This is a genomic window from Luteibacter sp. NPDC031894 (genome assembly GCF_050273135.1).
Lineage (GTDB): Bacteria > Pseudomonadota > Gammaproteobacteria > Xanthomonadales > Rhodanobacteraceae > Luteibacter.
The window spans coordinates 246692-263409 of the sequence record NZ_JBNNMV010000001.1 but is presented as its reverse complement, the minus strand read 5'-3'; the positions used below and the strand labels follow the sequence as shown (position 1 = coordinate 263409).

The following is a 16718-nucleotide window of genomic DNA, read 5'->3' as shown; positions in this document are numbered from 1 at the left end:
CCTGCGCCGCATGGGGAGCGCGACGGAGCCATCATGAACACCATCAAGCCTTTTTTGACCGCGATCGCCGTGGCCATCGTGTCGGCCTCCGTGGCCCCGTCCGCCCACGCCGGCGACACCCTGCTGATGCAGCGGGTGCGGCAGGAGCAGTCCATGAACCTGCCGAAGAAAGGCATGAGCATGGCCGAGGTCGAGCGGCGCTTCGGCACGCCCACGTCCAAGCTGGACTCCCGCGGCGGCGGCAGCCGCAAGCAGCCGGTCATCAACCGCTGGATGTACCCCGGCTACATCGTCTATTTCGAGCGCAGCCACGTGATCCACACGGTGCTGAACACGCCGGCGGGGAATAACACCAACCCCGCGAATCCCCGGTAAGGGGTCGATCGCCTTCCCAGCCGCCTGTCCGGGCAGGGGTAGCCGGGAAGCCTTACAATAGTCGGCTTCCCCTTTGCCGCCCTCGCCTGCCATGACCGACCGTTCTTCCTACCGCCTGCCCGCCGAATGGGAGCCGCAGGCCGGCGTGCTGATCGCCTGGCCGCACGCGGATACCGACTGGGCCGACCGGCTGGCCGAGGTCGAGACCACGTACGTGGCGCTCGCCGCCGCCGTGACCCGCTTCGAACCCCTGCACATCGTCGTTGCCGACGCGGCGCTGCGCGAGCATGCGCGGCTGGCGATCGAGCAGGCAGGCGCCGATATGTCGCGCGTGCATTTCATCGAACTGCCCTACGACGACACCTGGCTGCGCGACTCGGGCCCGATCACCCTGATCGGCCCGGACGGGGTGTTGCTCAACGACTACCGCTTCACCGGTTGGGGCGGCAAGTTCGGCGCGGAGCAGGACGACGCACTGATCGCGGGCCTGCTCGGGCGCGGCGTGCTGTCCGGGCTGCCGCACCGTCGCATCGACTGGGCGCTCGAGGGTGGCGGCATCGAGAGCGACGGCCGGGGCACCATCCTCACCACGTGGAAATGCCTGAGCCAGCGCCACCCCGACCTCTCGCGCGAGACAATGACCGATACCCTGGCCACCACGCTGCACGCGAAGCGCGTGCTGTGGCTGGAGCACGGCTATCTTGAAGGCGACGACACCGACGCCCATATCGATACGCTGGCGCGCTTCTCCGAGGACGGCGGCATCGTGTACCAGGCCTGCGACGACGAGAGCGACCCGCATTTCGAGGAACTCGGCCGGATGGCATCGGAACTCGCCGAACTGCGTTCGACGGAAGGCCTGCCGTATGCGCTGCATCCGTTGCCCTGGGCGCAGCCGATCCTCGATGAAGGTCGGCGCCTCGCGGCGTCCTACGCGAACTACCTGATCGTCAACGGTGCCGTGCTGGTGCCGGCCTATGGCGACCCGGTCGACGCGGAGGCGGCGCGAATCATCGGCATGGCCCACCCGGGCCGTGACGTCGTCCAGGTACCGTGCCGTCCACTGATCTGGCAGAACGGCAGCCTGCATTGCATCACGATGCAACTGCCGGCGGCGATCGCCGCCTGACATCGAGGAAACCCTCCATGACCCGCAAGACCCTCAAGGTCGCCCTCCTCCAGGAAACCGACCGCGGCAGCCGCGACGCCAACCTCGACGCCATCGAGACCGGCCTGCGCGAAGCCGCCAAGGCCGGTGTCGAACTCGTGCTGCTGCAGGAACTGCACAACGGCCCGTACTTCTGCCAGCGTGAGAGCGTCGACGTCTTCGACCTCGCCGAAACCATCCCCGGGCCGGGCACCGAGCGCATCGGCAAGCTGGCCGAGGAGCTGAAGCTCGTCATCGTCGCGTCGATCTTCGAAAAGCGCGCCACCGGCCTGTACCACAACACGGCGGTCGTCTTCGATCGCTCGCGCGAGATCGCGGGCAAGTATCGCAAGATGCACATTCCCGACGACCCGGCCTTCTACGAGAAGTTTTACTTCACCCCCGGCGACCTCGGCTTCGACCCGATCCCCACCTCCGTCGGCAAGCTCGGCGTGCTCGTGTGCTGGGACCAGTGGTATCCGGAAGCCGCGCGGCTCATGGCGCTGGCCGGGGCCGACCTGCTGTTCTATCCCACCGCGATCGGCTGGGATCCGAACGACTCCGACGAGGAAAAGGCACGCCAGCGCGAGGCATGGATCACCGTGCAGCGCGGCCACGCCGTTGCCAACGGGCTGCCATTGCTCGCCTGCAATCGCACGGGCTACGAAGCGGATCCATCGAGCGTCGGCAGCGGCATCCAGTTCTGGGGGTCGAGTTTCGTCGCCGGCCCGCAGGGCGAGTTCCTTGCCCAGGCGGGGACCGAAGGCCGTGAACTGCTGGTCTGCGAGGTGGACATGGAACGCAGCGAACACGTGAGGCGCATCTGGCCGTTCCTGCGCGATCGTCGCATCGACGCGTACGGCGACCTGACCAAGCGCTTTCGCGACTGACCCCAAGGATTAACCATCGCATGATTCCCGCCGAGAACGTCGCGCCACCCGCCGCCCTGGAAGGCCAGCCCATCGAGCGCATGACGCGCGACGGCGTCGAGTACGTCATCCTCGGCACCGCGCATGTGTCACGCGCGAGCGTGCAGGCGGTGGACGCCTTGCTGGGAAGCGAACATTTCGACGCGGTCGCGGTGGAGCTGTGTCCCAGCCGGGCCCAGGGCATCCGCGATCCCGAGGCGTTCAAGCAGATGGACCTCTTCCAGGTCATCCGCCAGGGCAAGGCAGGCATGGTCGCGGCGAGCCTCGTGCTCGGCTCGTTCCAGAAACGCCTCGCCGCGCAGTACGGGATTGAGCCCGGCGCGGAGATGAAGGCGGCGATGGACGGCGCGGATGCCCGCGGGATTCCGGTTTGGCTGGTGGATCGCGAAGTGGGCACGACGCTCAAGCGCGCGTGGCGCAGCGTGGGCTTCTTCCAGCGCTTCGGGCTGATGGCGGGCATGCTCGGTAGCGTTTTCGAGCGCGAGGACATCGCCGAGGAAGACATCGAGAAGCTGAAGCAGTCCGACCTGCTCGAGAGCGCCTTCAGCGAGTTCGCGGCGGGCTCCGCCCCGCTCTACCACGCGCTGATCGCCGAGCGTGACACGTTCATGGCGGCGAAGCTGCGCGAGAACGGCGCGTCGATGGACGCCGCGGCCCCGAGTCGCAAGGTGCTCGTGGTCATCGGTGCCGGGCACCTTAAGGGCATGAGCGCGCAACTCGCGGAGCAGCACGGCGATCCCCGCGCTGTCGCCGACGATCTCGCGGTGACGCCGCCCGCACCCAAATGGCCGAAATTTCTTGCGGTGGGCGTGGTGCTGGCGATCTTCGCGGCCATCGGCTTCGCGTTCTATCGCAACCCGAGCCTCGGCGCCGATGCTCTCAAGAACTGGATCCTCCTCACGGGCGGACTGTCGGCGTTGGGCGCCCTCATCGCCGGCGCCCACCCCCTGTCGATCGTGGCCGCGTTCGTCGCCGCACCGTTGAAGCCCTTTCGTCCCGGCATCCCTTCCGGCGCCATCAGCGCCATGGCTGAAGCCTGGGTGCGCAAGCCGCGCGTGCTCGATTTCGAGCGGCTGCGCGACGACATCACCCACTGGACCGGCTGGTGGAAGAACCGCGTGGCACGCACCCTGCTCAATTTCTTCCTGGTGAGCATCGGCACCATCGCGGGCGAATACATCGCGGGCATCCACATCATCCGCAGCCTTTTCTGAGTCCCCCTGGCACGCTCGGATCAACGCCGAGTTGTCCCTCATCGCAACAGGCCTCTATACTTCCGGGGCTGTTCAACCCCGGCCCCGCCCGGCACCCAGGGAACTCTTAATGAAGCGTCTGCAACTGGTTGGTCTGATTGCTGTAGCCCTGTGCGCCGCGTCCGCCGCGCATGCCGAAGGGGACAAATCGAGGGGGCGGGAACTCGTCTACACCTGCAACGGCTGCCATGGCGTGCCGGGCTACTCCAACGTGTATCCCGACTACCACGTACCGCACATCGCGGGGCAGAACGAGCTGTACATCGTCAACGCGCTGAAGTCCTACAAGAGCGGCGAACGCAAGCATCCGACGATGACGGCCCAGGCGGAGAGCCTGTCCGACAAGGACATCTCGGATATCGCCGCCTATCTTTCCAGCATCGCCAAGTAAGTCGCCGAGGACGAACGATGACCCGTGGGTTTTCCCTGATTGCCATCGGCGCGCTCCTCGCGCTGACCGCCACCTCCACTTTCGCCGCCGGTGATCCGGCGAGCGGCAAGACGAAGATCGCCACCTGCGTGGCCTGCCACGGCAACGACGGCAACTCCGTCGATCCGCAGTACCCGCGCCTTGCCGGCCAGTACGCCGATTACCTCGCGCAGGCCCTGCACGAGTACAAGGACGGCCGCCGGAGCAATCCGATCATGAAGGGTTTTGCCGCGACGCTGTCCGATCAGGACATCGACGACATCTCGGCCTACTTCGCCACGATGCCGACGAAGCTGCAGGGGCTGGAGAACCACATCCAGGGCGACTAAGCGCCTTTGCGCGTTCGGCCGTTACGAAAGCCCGCTCGAAGCGGGCTTTTTTTGCGAAGGGATCAGCCGGCACGCGCGAAGTACGGCTTCTCTCCCGTCTCGTGGTCCGTGGCGTCGCGCACTTCGGTGATCTCCGGGATACGCTCGCGCAGCGTCTTCTCGACGCCGTTCTTCAAGGTGACATCGACCATGCCGCAACCATGGCAGCCGCCGCCGAAACGCAGTACGACGACGCCGTCGGCGGTGACTTCGACCAGCGAAATGCGGCCGCCGTGCGAGGCGATCTGGGGCGCGATCTCGGATTCGAGGACGAACTGCACGCGTTCGACGAGGCCGGCACCTTCGCCCGGCGCCTCACCCTTGATCCTGGGCGCGCGAATGTTGAGCTGGCTGCCGGTGGGCGTGGTCTCGTAATCGATGTTGGCGGGATCGAGCCAACGCATGCTTTCCGCGTCGACGTAGAGGTTGAAGCCCTCGCACTCGACCGTCCATTCGTCGCCCTGCAGGTCCGACGCGGCGCAGAACTCGAGTTCGCACTGGGCGGACGGCGTGCCCGCGGCGACGACGCGCAGGCGGATGCCGAGGCCGTCTTCGCCTTGCTGCGCCAGCAGGCGCAGGAAATGCGCCTGCGCGCGTTCCGAAATATCGATCATGACGGCTCCGAAGAAAGGTCCGGCCGGGGACGCCGGAAACAGCACCATTTTAGTACGCTTTCGAGGTGGACGCCGCCTTTTGACAATTCAACCGGCCACGCGCCACCCTTCGCGCTTTCCCGGATGGACGCGCCCCATGACCCTCTCCCCGCTCGCCACCCAGCATTGCCAGCCGCGCAAGGGCGCGGAGCACGCGCTCGACCGTGCCGCCATCGACGGCCACCTCGCCGGCCTGCCGGGCTGGACGCTCAGCACGGACGGCAAGGCGATCGTGAAGGATTTCCGTTTCCCGGATTTCCACCACACGCTCGGCTTCATCAACGCCGTGGGCTTCATGGCCAACCAGGAAGACCACCATCCCGACCTCGAAGCCGGCTATGGCCATTGCCAGGTGCTGTGGTCGACGCACGACGTCGGCGGCCTCTCCCTGAACGACTTCATCTGCGCGGCACGCGTGGAGGCCCTGCTGGACCGTTGACGTGCACCAGGGGAGCTCCCGCTGGACGCTGCTCGGGATCGTCCTCCTGGGCATCGCGCTCTTTTGCGCCTTGCCCTATGTGGCGGCGGCGGTGGTCCGCGGCGCCATCCTGGCCCAGGGTGCGGTGGAACGAGCGGCCTTCGCCGCAGGGGGCTCGCCGTGGTCGTGGCGTTTCCGCGAACCGGGGGACGTGGTGGCCGGGCGCGCCTTTGGCGGTGGCGCACTCACACCCGGCAAGGCGGGACTGACGCTTCGCGCCGTCGACGGGAGCGGAATGGAAATCGGCCTGCCCTTGTCGCGTCCGGCCGATCTGACGCGTCTCGATGTGCTGACCTGGCATGGCGAGGCCTCCACGTCGGGCATTTACGCACTTTCACTACGTGAAACGCTGGAGGGCCCGCTCGTTCAGGCGACCCTCGGGACGCTTTCGCCCGACGCGTTGGGCCAGCCCATTCACCTGGCGGGCCTGGCCTGGACCGATGCCGCAGGGCGCCCGGCCGCGCGTCCGACGCGGGCGGCGATGTTGCGTCTGCGGGTGATCCTCCCTGCCGGTTCTACCTTCACGCTCGATCAGGCGGCGCTCGTCCCGGCCGCTGGCGCCGTCGCGCCGCGGGCGCTCGACCTCCCGACGGGCCTTTCGGCCGAGACCCTGCTGGCATGGCGCGACACGCAACGGGAACGCGATCCGCTGGTGACCTTCGGCCACGCTCCTGTCCCCCATGCGGGGCCGGCGTGGGCCCCGTGGCTTCCGTTGGTCGGCTACCTGCTGCTCCTCGGGGCGCGCGCCTGGCAGGTGTTGCGACAAGGGCGAGACCCGTCGGCCGCCCGATCGCCCGTACGCAAGGGCGACCTCGCCGATGCCGCACTCGTCCTCATCGGCCCGCTGTGGTTCATCGCTGGCCTCGGCCTCTCGACTCACCCCTCTCCCGAGGGAGTAGCCCTGCTCGGGGCGGGCGTCGCTTACGCCCTCCTGCTCGGCGCCCGACGGATCGTGCCCCGCTGGCACTGGCTGGGGGCATGGCGTGACGCCGCCTGGCCGATGCTGGCGATCCCTGTCGCGCTGGCCCTCGTGCTGACGGCCGGACATGCGCCCACGTGGCCGCCCATCAGCCGCGTCTTGCTCTATCTCGGCTGGGCACTTTTCCAGCAGTGGTTGCTGCTCGCCATCGTGGGCGCCTTACTCGCGCGAGCCCTGCCGCGGCCATGGGCCGTGTTGCTCACGGCGCTCGCCTTCGCCCTGCTGCACACGCCGAACGGCCTGCTGATGCAACTGTGCTTCGTCGCCGAACTGGGCTGGGCGGGGTGGTATTTCCACCGACGCGCCCTGCTCCCCGTGGCACTGGCGCACGCCGCGAGCGCGGTGCTGCTCCAGGCCGGCCTCGCCGGCGGCCTGTTGAGGTCACTGGAAGTCAGCGCGCGATTCCTCGGCTGAGGCGTTCCCCGCGTCAGCCGCGGAGGTTGTCGAGGAACGCCTTCAGGTCGTCCGGTAGCGGGACGGAGAAGTCGTAGGTCTTGCCGCCGAGGTCGAAACTCATCCTCGACGCATGCAGGAACATGCGCTTCAAGCCCTTGGCGCGGAAGCGTTTGTTCGCCTCCTCGTCGCCGTACTTCGGGTCGCCGGCCAAGGGATGGCCGATGTACTGGGCGTGCACGCGGATCTGGTGCGTGCGACCCGTCCCCAGCGTGGCCTGCATGAGACGCGAGGCCGGATATTGCTCCAGTTCCTGGAAGAACGTGAGGGAGGGCTTGCCCGCGTCGTCCACCCGCACCATGCGCTCCCCACCGTGGAGCACCGATTTGAGCAAGGGGGCGTTGACGTCGAACTTGGCCTTCCGCGGCGTCCCGGTCATCAGGCAGAGGTATTGCTTGGTCACCTCGTTGTCGCGAATGAGCGCCTGGAGCCCGGTGAGGCCCGGGCGCGAACGGGCGAGGACCAGCACCCCGCTCGTGTCGCGGTCGAGCCGGTGGACCAGTTCGAGGTGCTCGTTGGGCCGTGCCGCCCGGAGCAGCTCGATGGCTCCGTGGCTCACGCCGCTGCCACCGTGGGCGGCGATGCCCACCGGCTTGTCGATGACCAGGAAGTGCTTGTCCTCGAAAATGACGGAATCGGCCACGGCTCGCACCATGCCCGTCGGCGCCACGCCCTCCTCCCGCTCGGCCACGCGCACCGGCGGGATGCGCAGCATGTCGCCCAGCGCCAGGCGGGTTTCGGGCTTGGCGCGCTTGCCGTTGATGCGCACCTGCCCCGTTCTCAGCAGGCGGTAGACCAGGCTGCGCGGCACCCCCTTGAGCAGGGTGATCAGGGCGTTGTCCACGCGCTGACCGTCCCTCTCGGGACCGATTTCGACCTGGCGCACACCTTGGCCGCCGTCGAGGGAAGTTGCCGTCTGCATTGATAAAACTCGAAATTGATAGGATACTCGGCCAGCGCCAGGCTCCGCTGAAGACTCATCTCTCGCGGGGTGCCAGTGCCGCCGCGTAAGGCGAGTGTCGCGTCGTTCCGCCCGAGGGGCTGGAAGGTGTGGACGCCCTACATCGTAGCGGTTCGGGTTGCGGTTGTCCGGCTAATCCGTAGGGATGCGGACCGGTTGCAAGGCGCTTATTCACGAATCACGCCGGGTCCAGGTATCGGTCCCGGATCCCATGCCGCTTGAAGCCTCACCGCTGCGGCGCGATCCCCGGCCAGGCCGCCACATGGCGCCACCGCGGCGCGCGGCCGCGCGGCAAGGCCGAGGAACCTACAATGAAGCGTATGTTGATTAACGCGACTCAGCGCGAAGAGTTGCGTGTGGCCATCGTCGATGGCCAGAACCTTTACGATCTAGACATCGAAATCCCGTCCCGGGAACAGAAAAAGGCCAATATTTACAAGGGCCGCATCACTCGGGTCGAACCCTCCCTCGAAGCCTGCTTCGTCGACTACGGCGCCGAGCGCCACGGCTTCCTTCCGCTGAAGGAAGTCTCCCGCGACTACTTCAATCCGAACGCGGAAAGTAAGTCCAACATCCGCGAGCTCCTGAAGGAAGGCCAGGAAATCATCGTCCAGGTCGAGAAGGAGGAGCGTGGCAACAAGGGTGCCGCCCTCACCACCTTCATCAGCCTCGCCGGCCGATACATGGTGCTGATGCCGAACAACCCCCGCGCCGGCGGCGTTTCCCGTCGCATCGAGGGCGAAGACCGGCAGGCGCTGAAGGAAGCCATGGAGCACCTCTCGGTGCCCGACGAGATGGGTCTCATCGTGCGCACCGCCGGCATGGGCCGCGACGCCGAGGAGCTCCAGTGGGACCTGGACTACCTCCTGCAGCTGTGGAAATCGATCTCGGCCGCCGCGAATTCGCAGAAGGCGCCGTTCCTGATCTACCAGGAGTCCAAGCTGTTCATCCGCGCGCTGCGCGACTACCTGCGCAACGATATCGGCGAGATCCTCATCGATGAGGAATCGCTGTTCAACGACGCCCGCGACTTCGTCCAGCAGGTGATGCCCAACAACCTGCGCAAGCTGAAGCTGTACCAGGATCCGACGCCGCTGTTCTCGCGCTACCAGATCGAAACCCAGATCGAGAGCATCTTCGAGCGCAACGTGCGCCTGCCCTCCGGCGGTTCGATCGTCATCGACCAGACCGAAGCCCTCACCGCCATCGACATCAACTCGTCGAAGGCCACCAAGGGCAGCGACATCGAGGAAACGGCGTTCAACACCAACCTCGAGGCCGCCACGGAGATTGCCCGCCAGCTGCGCATCCGCGACGCCGGCGGCCTCATCGTGATCGACTTCATCGACATGGACAGCCCGCGCCACCAGCGCGAGGTGGAAGAGCGCCTGAAGGAGGCCCTCAAGGCCGACCGCGCACGCGTCCAGATCGGCCGGATCTCGCGCTTCGGCCTGCTCGAGATGTCGCGCCAGCGCCTGCGTCCCAGCCTCGGTGAGGCCACCCAGATCGTCTGCCCGCGTTGCGAAGGCCATGGCCACATCCGCAGCGTCGAATCGCTGGCACTGTCGACCCTGCGCCTGATCGAAGAGCACGCCATGAAGGAAAACACCGGGCAGGTCCTGGTGCAGGCGCCGCCGACAGTCGCCAATTTCATGCTCAACGAGAAGCGCGCCAGCATCGTCGAGATCGAGCTGCGCCATAGCGTGCACGTGGTCGTGGTAGCTGACGAAAAGCTGGAAACCCCGCACCTCGAGATCACCCGTATCCGCGAGGCGGACATGGGCGAGCACAGCAAGCCGAGCTACGAACGCACCACGCCCACGGTCGCCACCGCGCTCCCGAAAATGGGCCAGGCGCTCGGCAGCGGAGAACAGCCGCTGGTCACCGGCGTCGTCCCGTCCACCCCGGCGCCCGTGCGCGAAGACGAGACTGACGTGGTCGCCGCACCGGCCCCGGTCGCACGCCCGGCCGCGCCGGTCGCGGCGAGCGGCGGTTTCTTCTCCCGGCTGTTCGGCAGGCTGTTCGGCGGCGGCGCGCCTGCCGCACCGGCGGCCCAGCCGGCCGCACCCACCCGTCGCGACGATGCCCGCCAGGGTGGCCGTAGCGAACGCACCGGCCGTCGCGACGAGCGTCGCGGCAACGAGGGCCGCGGCAAGGGCAACGAGCAGCGTGGCCAGCAGGGCCAGCGCAAGGAAAACGCTCCGCAGGCCCGTGGCCAGCAGCAGGCCAAGGGCAACAAGCAGGGTCGTGGCGAGCAGCAGCAGCCGTCGCGCCAGGGCGAAGACAAGCAGCAGGGCCGTCAGAAGGACACCCAACAGCAGGGACGCCAGGGTCGTCAGGACCAGGCCGCGCAAGGCGAGAACCGTCGCCAGCCGCGCGGCGAACGGCAGCCTCAGGGCGAGAAGGTCGAGAAGGTCGAGAAGGTAGCGACCGCTGTCGCGGCGAACGCCGCCCAGCCGGCCGTGCAAGCGCCTGCTCCCCGCGCGCAGGCCGAGAAGGCCGCGCCTCCGATGACCAAGGCCGACGAAAAGCCGGTCCAGGTCGCGGCCGATGCCCCTGACACCGACATCGAGGCCACCATCGCCGTGGAGGGCGGTGCGTCGCCGACAAACGAAGCCGGCAAGGACACCGAAGGTGGCCAGCGTCGTCGCCGCGGTCGCCGCGGTGGCCGTCGCCGTCGTCGTCAGGACGATGGCACGCAGGCCGGTGCCGTCGACGGCGCCAACGGTGGCGACGACCTCGACGACGAGGATGGCGAAGACGAAGCACAGGTCGCGACCGGGCGTCCCAGCCCGAGCGTTCCGCCGGTGCTCGCGACCGCGGCAGCGGCCGAGAACGCCTTTGCCGTGGAGGCGCCAGCCAGCATGGCGACGCAGCCCGCGGAACCCGCCGACGACGAAGCCGTTCCCTCCGCACTGACGCTCCCCACCCTTCCCAAGCTGCCGCCCATCCCGGGCAGCGGGCCGGCGCCGGCACCTGTCGCACACGCGGCTGACGCTGCCACGCCGGCGGATTCGGCACAGACGCGCACCACCGAGCGTCGCCAGACCGAATCGGATGCGCCACTCAGGACGGCGCCGGTTTCGGGCTCGGCACCGGTCCCCGCCGCGGCGGCGACGATCGAGCCACCCGCGATCGAAAACATCGTGCCCGCGGCACCGTCCGCGGCCGGCGTGGGCCTCGATGCTCCCGCTCGTGGCTTCGTACCTGACGTAGCGGAGACGCCCGCGGCCGGTTCGATGGCGCGTGAGACGGTCGCTTCGCAGGAAGCTTCCGCGCCGACGGCCCTGGGTGACGAATCGGCCCCGGCAGAAGAGCGTTCGGTCGCGCCGGTGGCAGCCCCGGTGGCGGTGGCAGCTCCGGCTCCGGCCCCGGTTGCGGCCCACGTTCCGGCTCCCGTTCCGACCCCGGTGCACGCCTCGGACGCCGCACCGGATACGACCGCGGCAGACGAGGCAGACGCGGCAAACCCTGCGTCGGCGGAGGACACCGCTCCGGCCACACCGAAGTCGCCGGAGGCTTCCAACGTGTCCCCGGTCTCGCACCCGGCGCCGGCGCCGAAGCCTGGCTGGACGCCGCCGGCCCAGGGTGACCTGCTCACCCGTCCGAGGCAGGAACCGCACGGCGAGCAGTGATGCACCCGTAGCGCTGCAAAAAAAACGCCGGGCTTAGCCTGGCGTTTTTTTGTTTGCATCAGAAGGACTTCAACTTCCGACCTGATGATTATGCGTATCGAGTAATCCATGCACGGTCATCAGGTGCGCCAAGCCCACGACATGGTCGACGTGCAACTTCTCCATCAGGCGCTGCTTGTAGGTCGATACGGTCTTCGGGCTCAGGTTCAACCGCTCGCCGATCGATGTGAGCGGCATGCCGCGGACGAGCATCATCGAGACTTCCATCTCGCGGGTGGAGAGCGTATCGAACGGCGAGCCGGAGCCGTCGAGCGTCGCCAAGGCAAGCTGCTGCGCCACCGTGGGCGCCAGGTAACGGCGTCCGGAAGCGACCTGGCGCACGGCGCTCAGCAGTTCGTCGGACGAGCAGCCCTTGGTGAGATAGCCGAGTGCGCCCGCGTCCAGCAGGCGCTTGGGAAACCGCGCGTCGTCCACTACCGTGAGAATGACGACGTTGGTGCGCAACTTCGCGCGGATGATGCGCTCCGTCAGCTCCACGCCGCTCATGCCCGGCATGTGGACGTCCACCAGCGCGATATCCGGTGAATGCGACCGAATGAGGCGCAGACCCTCCTCGGCCGAACTCGCCTCCCCCCGGATGCGGAGATCGGCCTGCTGTTGCAGGATCATCCGAAAACCGGTCCTGACCAGTTCATGGTCGTCGACCAATACAACGTTAATCATCTTGTGCCCTCCCTGGGCCGACTGTTCTAGGCGCGCGGTTCTGACCGGGCGCCGCCTGCGAATGCATACAATGCCAGATGTGCAGGCGAGACAACCAGCGTGAGGGTATGATCGTGACCTGCGGCCGCTTTATGTAGCGGTATCCCCGTGCCACGTGACGTGACACGACCTGATGATCGTGTCATCGTTTGCCGCAGCTATGCGTAGGGTTTCGCCAGGGCCAGACGCCCGACAACTCGCGCAGCGCACAGCGAATCACGTCACCCCGGAACCACGGCCGCCATGGGCGCCGTCGACCCAAGGACTACGCAAGGACACCCCGTTCATGGATGACCATACCTATCTGCTAGGAAAGCTTGCCGCGCTGGAATCGGCCCTGGAAGCGGCTATTTCCACGCATCCCGAGCCCGATGCCCTTATAGCGGCGCTTTCCCGCGCCATGTCGGACTACAAGCCGGAAACGTGCCCGAGCGACGTGCGTTCTTTTGCCGAGGGATGGATGGCCGTCGTGACGCCGCTATTGACAGAGCAGGCCAGCGACGCCGAGACGCCTGTCCGTGTGGGTCTGCCACTGCATTCGCCCATCGCACCCACGCGTAAGAGTTCGCCTCACTGACACGACACAACACTCACGAACTACGCACGTCGTCGTCAGCCACGGCACGCCAAGGTGGACTCCCCAAGAGACGGAGAACGCCCGATGGCCAATGAGAAAAATCGCCCTCCCCAGCAGCCGGGCCAGGATGTGCCGCCGAAAGACCGGCGCGGCCCTACAGAACAACCGCCGACCGACGCCTCCGGCGATCCGGTGGACGACACGGGCGAGGACAACCACCAGAAGAAGTGATTACAGCCTCGGCGCGTCCAGGCGGTCCGCGTCGGTGACATCGGCACGTACCCGGCGCGCCGCCCTCGCGGCGGCGCGTTTCCGCATAAGGATGATACCGGCGAGTATGAGGATAGCCGGCCCCCAGCGTCCTCCCGTGGCCTTGGCGAGCAACTTGCCCGCTGCGAGCGCACCAATGGTGCTGGTGTGCGAACCCGATGCAACCGTAGCCATGACCGTACTCCCAGCAGATCGCCCCGACGAGGTGGACAGCGTCGCTGTCCGCGCATTGGGGCGGCGTGAAGCCGACAGCTAAGCCGCCTGCACGATCATCACTTTCCTTCGCGATCGAAAACCAGCCCCGCCGCCTGCAAATCACCTTTCATCACGACATCGACTCCGCGCTGCATCCAGTACGCACCGCTTGCGGTCTCGGGAGTTCCTGCAGACACTTGCCCGTGGAACGAGCGAACGCGATAGCGCGCCGCCGGATCCAAGCCACGCAGGCGCAGGGTCGGGAACGGCCGGGCCTCTTCGCCCTGCCGCTGGAATGCGAACAGCACGGCCTGGCGCCCATCGGTTGCCACCGTTTCTGTAGCGGACCACGGCGCGCGGTCCTGTGGCGAAAGCAGCCGATACAAGGCCCCCCGCTGCACGGTGCGACGGATCTTTTTGTACTCGGCGACATAGGCACGCGCCGTTGCATCTTCCTCCGGCGTCCACTCGAGGAGGTTCGCGCCGATGCCCAGGCCGCCCTGCATGGCGGAGAGGAAGCGGAAATCGAGGGAACTGCTGCGCGCATTCACCCAGTTTGGCGAGCCTGTGACCCACGCCATCATCGTCGCCGGCGCATAGGCGTAGCTGAAGCCGTCCTGGATCGAGAGCCGGTCCGACGGATCGGTATTGTCGGACGGCCACACTTCGTCGGTGAGCGCCATGATGCCGAGGTCGACGCGGGCGCCTCCGCCGGAGCAGGACTCGATCTCCACGTTCGGATGGCGCGCACGGAGCTCACGCAGGATGTCGTAAAGATTGTTTACGTAGGCGACATACACCTTCTGCTGCTCGTCCGGCGGCAGTTGCGGCCAGCCCGGTTCCGACCAGTTGCGGTTGTAGTCCCACTTCAGGAACTGGATGTCGTTGTCGCGCAGCAATTCGTCGAGCACCTCGAGCACGTGCGCCTTGACGTCCTCGCGAGCCAGGTTCAGCACCAGCTGGTTACGACCTTCGCTGCGCTGGCGCCCCGGGAAGTTCAGGACCCAATCGGGATGCGCGCGGTAAAGATCGCTGTCCGGATTCACCATCTCCGGCTCCACCCATAAGCCGAAGCTCATGCCCAACCCGTGCACCTTGTCGATCAAGGGCTTCAGCCCGTTCGGGAACTTGCGACGGTTGACGACCCAATCGCCCAGGCCGGCGTGGTCGTTGTCGCGCGCGCCGAACCAGCCATCGTCGACGACGAAACGTTCCACACCGAGAGCGGCGGCCTTCTCCGCAAGGCGCTCCTGCCCCGCCTCATCCACCTTGAACTCGGTGGCCTCCCACGAGTTGTAAAGCACCGGGCGCAACGCGGCGTCATCGCCACCGGGCAAGATGCGTTCGCGCTGGAAGCGATGAAACAGGCGCGACGCCGCACCGACACCGTCATTCGTGTAGCCCGCATAGAACACCGGTGTGTCGAGCCCCTGCCCCGGCGTGAGGCGATAAGCGAAATCGAACGGGTTATAGCCGCCCGTGACGCGAACTTGCCCGAGGATGTCCTCGTCTACCTGGATGCGCCAGGAGCCGCTCCATGCCAGCGCACCGAACCAGACGTCGCCGTGTTCCTCGTTCCAAGCGTCACCGCGACCGATGGCGAACCACGGATTGTTCTCGTCGCCCGTGCTGCCGCGCCGACTTTCGAGCACGGTAGCACCCGGCGTTACCGCCCGCGTCTGCAGGTGCCATTCTCCCGCCCAGGTGCCGGTCAGGTAGCGGAGCGAATAGTCGCCGCGCGGCAAGTTCCACGTGGCGGCCGCGGCGCTGTCGATGGTCAGCGGCTGTTTCCCTGCGTTCTCGATATGCGCCGAGCGTCCGACGATGCCGGTCGCCGCGTCCGCGGTGTAGCGCAGGTCGACGGTGACGCCGGCCTGCACGTCGCGCAAGCGAATCGACAGTGCGTTCTTCTCGATGCGGTAACTGTCGTAGCGCAACACGAGGTCGCGGTTGCCGTCGTCCAGGCGTACCTTCAGCGCGGGCGTGGCGGTCATCGTGCCGCCCCACCCGGCATATTCCTGCGGGCTGAGGCCGCCGACCGGATCGAACGAGGATCGCCCCGGCGCCGGGCGCGCGGGACCGAGCGGATCGTCGGCCGACAGGCGTGCGCCCCAGTACAGTGTCTGGAGCGCGCCATCGGCGTCCACGCCGATCGCATAGGTGACCTTGCCGGCGTCGAGCCGAAAGATGCGATGGGCCGCGTCGTAGCTCGGCGACACGTCCTTCGGCCTGGCGGCGGGCGCCGCGGCTACCGCCGTCGCGGCAAGGAGGCAGGCCATGACGGCGGCGAGGATCTGGGTCGTGCGGGACGGTCGGTTCACTGCGCGTTTCTTCCTCTTCATCGCTACGCCATAGTCAGCCATCGATGGCCTCCACCCGGAAGGCGAAGCATCGTTCCAGGCTTGCACCGGGCGCAAGGTCAGTCATGCCATTCGCGAGTGGGCCGCCCGGGAGGTGGACGGCATTGATCGGGTGGTCCACCGGCTCGAAACAAAAGAAAGATTCGCCAGCCGGCACATAAAGCACGTAATTGTCCGCATCGGATGCGATGGTGAGGCGGAGGGATTGGTTGGGCCATTCGATCGCCGCGTCACCCGCCCATCCCTCGAAGGCATGGTTGAGACCGCCTGCGGGCAACGTGCGTTCCTTGCTGAAATTCCATTCGTCCGGCACCGCGCCACATCGCACAGGGAGAGGGCCATGGCCATCGTTGTGCCACACCGCGCTTGCGGGTGCGCGCAATCTTGCCCCGCCATGTAGCGGGAAGAATGGATGTAGGCCCAGACCGAATGGCAACGCGAACTCCCCGGTGTTCGTGACGCGAAGACGCACGCGCAGTGCGTCGCCGTCGAGACGATAACCCAAGAGCGCGTGGTAACCATACGCGTCGTGCGCGGACTGCTCCAGCGTCAGTACGAGGGCCCGTTCTTCATGATGGGCCACTGTCCACTCGCGCTGCCACCCGTGGCCATGGATGGGCCAGGCATCGTCATCGCGGTTGCGCGCCAGGTCGATGCGGCGTCCGCGATAAAAAAAGCCGCCGTGGGCAATCCGGTTGCTCCACGGCAGCAGGGGGTAACACGCGAGGCGGTTCGGATCTTGGGCGTCACCCTCGCGCCAGGGCCTCATCAGCGGCACGCCCGCACCCCGTCCCATCCAGTCGAACCCCGCGATACCGCCGCCCATCGACGGCAGCACGCGTAAGCACAGGTACTCGTTGCGCAACGAGAGTGGAACGGGTTGGGTCATGCCG

Annotated in this window: 17 protein-coding genes; 11 read left to right on the top strand and 6 right to left on the bottom strand. The window is 67.1% G+C overall.

Features of this window, described 5'->3' with window-relative positions; translation table 11 throughout:
• Nucleotides 1–33: 33 nt before the first annotated feature.
• From ACQKIE_RS01350 to ACQKIE_RS01325, 6 genes are all read left to right on the top strand, one after another.
• On the top strand, nt 34–375 hold the full coding sequence (locus ACQKIE_RS01350; protein ID WP_427455080.1) for a hypothetical protein: 342 nt from the start codon (nt 34–36) through the stop codon (nt 373–375).
• Nucleotides 376–466: 91 nt separating this feature from the next.
• Nucleotides 467–1504, top strand: coding sequence for an agmatine deiminase family protein (locus ACQKIE_RS01345; RefSeq protein WP_427455079.1), 1038 nt, complete (start codon nt 467–469; stop codon nt 1502–1504).
• A gap of 17 nt (nt 1505–1521) precedes the next feature.
• Nucleotides 1522–2412, top strand: coding sequence for a carbon-nitrogen hydrolase (locus ACQKIE_RS01340; protein ID WP_427455078.1), 891 nt, complete (start codon nt 1522–1524; stop codon nt 2410–2412).
• A 20-nt stretch (nt 2413–2432) separates the two neighbouring features.
• Nucleotides 2433–3665 (top strand): TraB/GumN family protein, encoded by a 1233-nt coding sequence (locus tag ACQKIE_RS01335; RefSeq protein ID WP_427455077.1) that lies wholly within the window; start codon nt 2433–2435, stop codon nt 3663–3665.
• 109 nt (nt 3666–3774) lie between these two features.
• Nucleotides 3775–4095: a c-type cytochrome gene (locus tag ACQKIE_RS01330; RefSeq protein WP_427455076.1), complete on the top strand. Its 321-nt coding sequence runs from the start codon at nt 3775–3777 to the stop codon at nt 4093–4095.
• A gap of 17 nt (nt 4096–4112) precedes the next feature.
• A complete protein-coding gene (locus ACQKIE_RS01325; RefSeq protein WP_427455075.1) occupies nt 4113–4463 on the top strand; it encodes a c-type cytochrome in 351 nt (116 codons plus the stop codon).
• Between the two features lie 62 nt (nt 4464–4525).
• Here the strand turns inward: ACQKIE_RS01325 and ACQKIE_RS01320 are convergent, their stop codons facing one another.
• A complete protein-coding gene (locus tag ACQKIE_RS01320) occupies nt 4526–5116 on the bottom strand; it encodes an NfuA family Fe-S biogenesis protein (protein WP_427455074.1) in 591 nt (196 codons plus the stop codon).
• A gap of 136 nt (nt 5117–5252) precedes the next feature.
• On the opposite strand from ACQKIE_RS01320, the gene ACQKIE_RS01315 reads away from it, so the two are divergent.
• A complete protein-coding gene (locus ACQKIE_RS01315; protein WP_427455073.1) occupies nt 5253–5594 on the top strand; it encodes a 4a-hydroxytetrahydrobiopterin dehydratase in 342 nt (113 codons plus the stop codon).
• 1 nt (nt 5595) lies between these two features.
• A complete protein-coding gene (locus ACQKIE_RS01310) occupies nt 5596–7026 on the top strand; it encodes a CPBP family glutamic-type intramembrane protease (protein WP_427455072.1) in 1431 nt (476 codons plus the stop codon).
• Nucleotides 7027–7039: 13 nt separating this feature from the next.
• On the opposite strand, the gene ACQKIE_RS01305 is transcribed toward ACQKIE_RS01310, so the two are convergent.
• Entirely contained in the window at nt 7040–7987 is a 948-nt protein-coding gene (locus ACQKIE_RS01305; protein WP_427455071.1) for an RluA family pseudouridine synthase, read from the bottom strand.
• 350 nt (nt 7988–8337) lie between these two features.
• Here ACQKIE_RS01305 and ACQKIE_RS01300 point away from each other — a divergent pair, with 350 nt between their 5' ends.
• Entirely contained in the window at nt 8338–11661 is a 3324-nt protein-coding gene (locus tag ACQKIE_RS01300) for an Rne/Rng family ribonuclease (RefSeq protein ID WP_427455070.1), read from the top strand.
• Between the two features lie 69 nt (nt 11662–11730).
• On the opposite strand, the gene ACQKIE_RS01295 is transcribed toward ACQKIE_RS01300, so the two are convergent.
• Complete coding sequence (locus tag ACQKIE_RS01295; protein WP_427455069.1) at nt 11731–12384, bottom strand: response regulator; 654 nt, start codon at nt 12382–12384, stop codon at nt 11731–11733.
• 325 nt (nt 12385–12709) lie between these two features.
• Between ACQKIE_RS01295 and ACQKIE_RS01290 the strand changes: the two genes are divergently transcribed.
• Together ACQKIE_RS01290 and ACQKIE_RS01285 are read left to right on the top strand one after the other, a co-directional pair.
• A complete protein-coding gene (locus ACQKIE_RS01290; RefSeq protein WP_427455068.1) occupies nt 12710–13000 on the top strand; it encodes a hypothetical protein in 291 nt (96 codons plus the stop codon).
• An 84-nt stretch (nt 13001–13084) separates the two neighbouring features.
• Nucleotides 13085–13231: a hypothetical protein gene (locus tag ACQKIE_RS01285; protein ID WP_427455067.1), complete on the top strand. Its 147-nt coding sequence runs from the start codon at nt 13085–13087 to the stop codon at nt 13229–13231.
• Here ACQKIE_RS01285 and ACQKIE_RS01280 read toward each other — a convergent pair whose 3' ends face one another.
• From ACQKIE_RS01280 to ACQKIE_RS01270, 3 genes are all read right to left on the bottom strand, one after another.
• Complete coding sequence (locus ACQKIE_RS01280; protein ID WP_427455066.1) at nt 13232–13444, bottom strand: hypothetical protein; 213 nt, start codon at nt 13442–13444, stop codon at nt 13232–13234.
• A gap of 98 nt (nt 13445–13542) precedes the next feature.
• On the bottom strand, nt 13543–15786 hold the full coding sequence (locus tag ACQKIE_RS01275) for an alpha-galactosidase (protein WP_427455065.1): 2244 nt from the start codon (nt 15784–15786) through the stop codon (nt 13543–13545).
• 34 nt (nt 15787–15820) lie between these two features.
• On the bottom strand, nt 15821–16714 hold the full coding sequence (locus tag ACQKIE_RS01270) for an aldose 1-epimerase (RefSeq protein WP_427455064.1): 894 nt from the start codon (nt 16712–16714) through the stop codon (nt 15821–15823).
• Nucleotides 16715–16718: the final 4 nt, after the last annotated feature.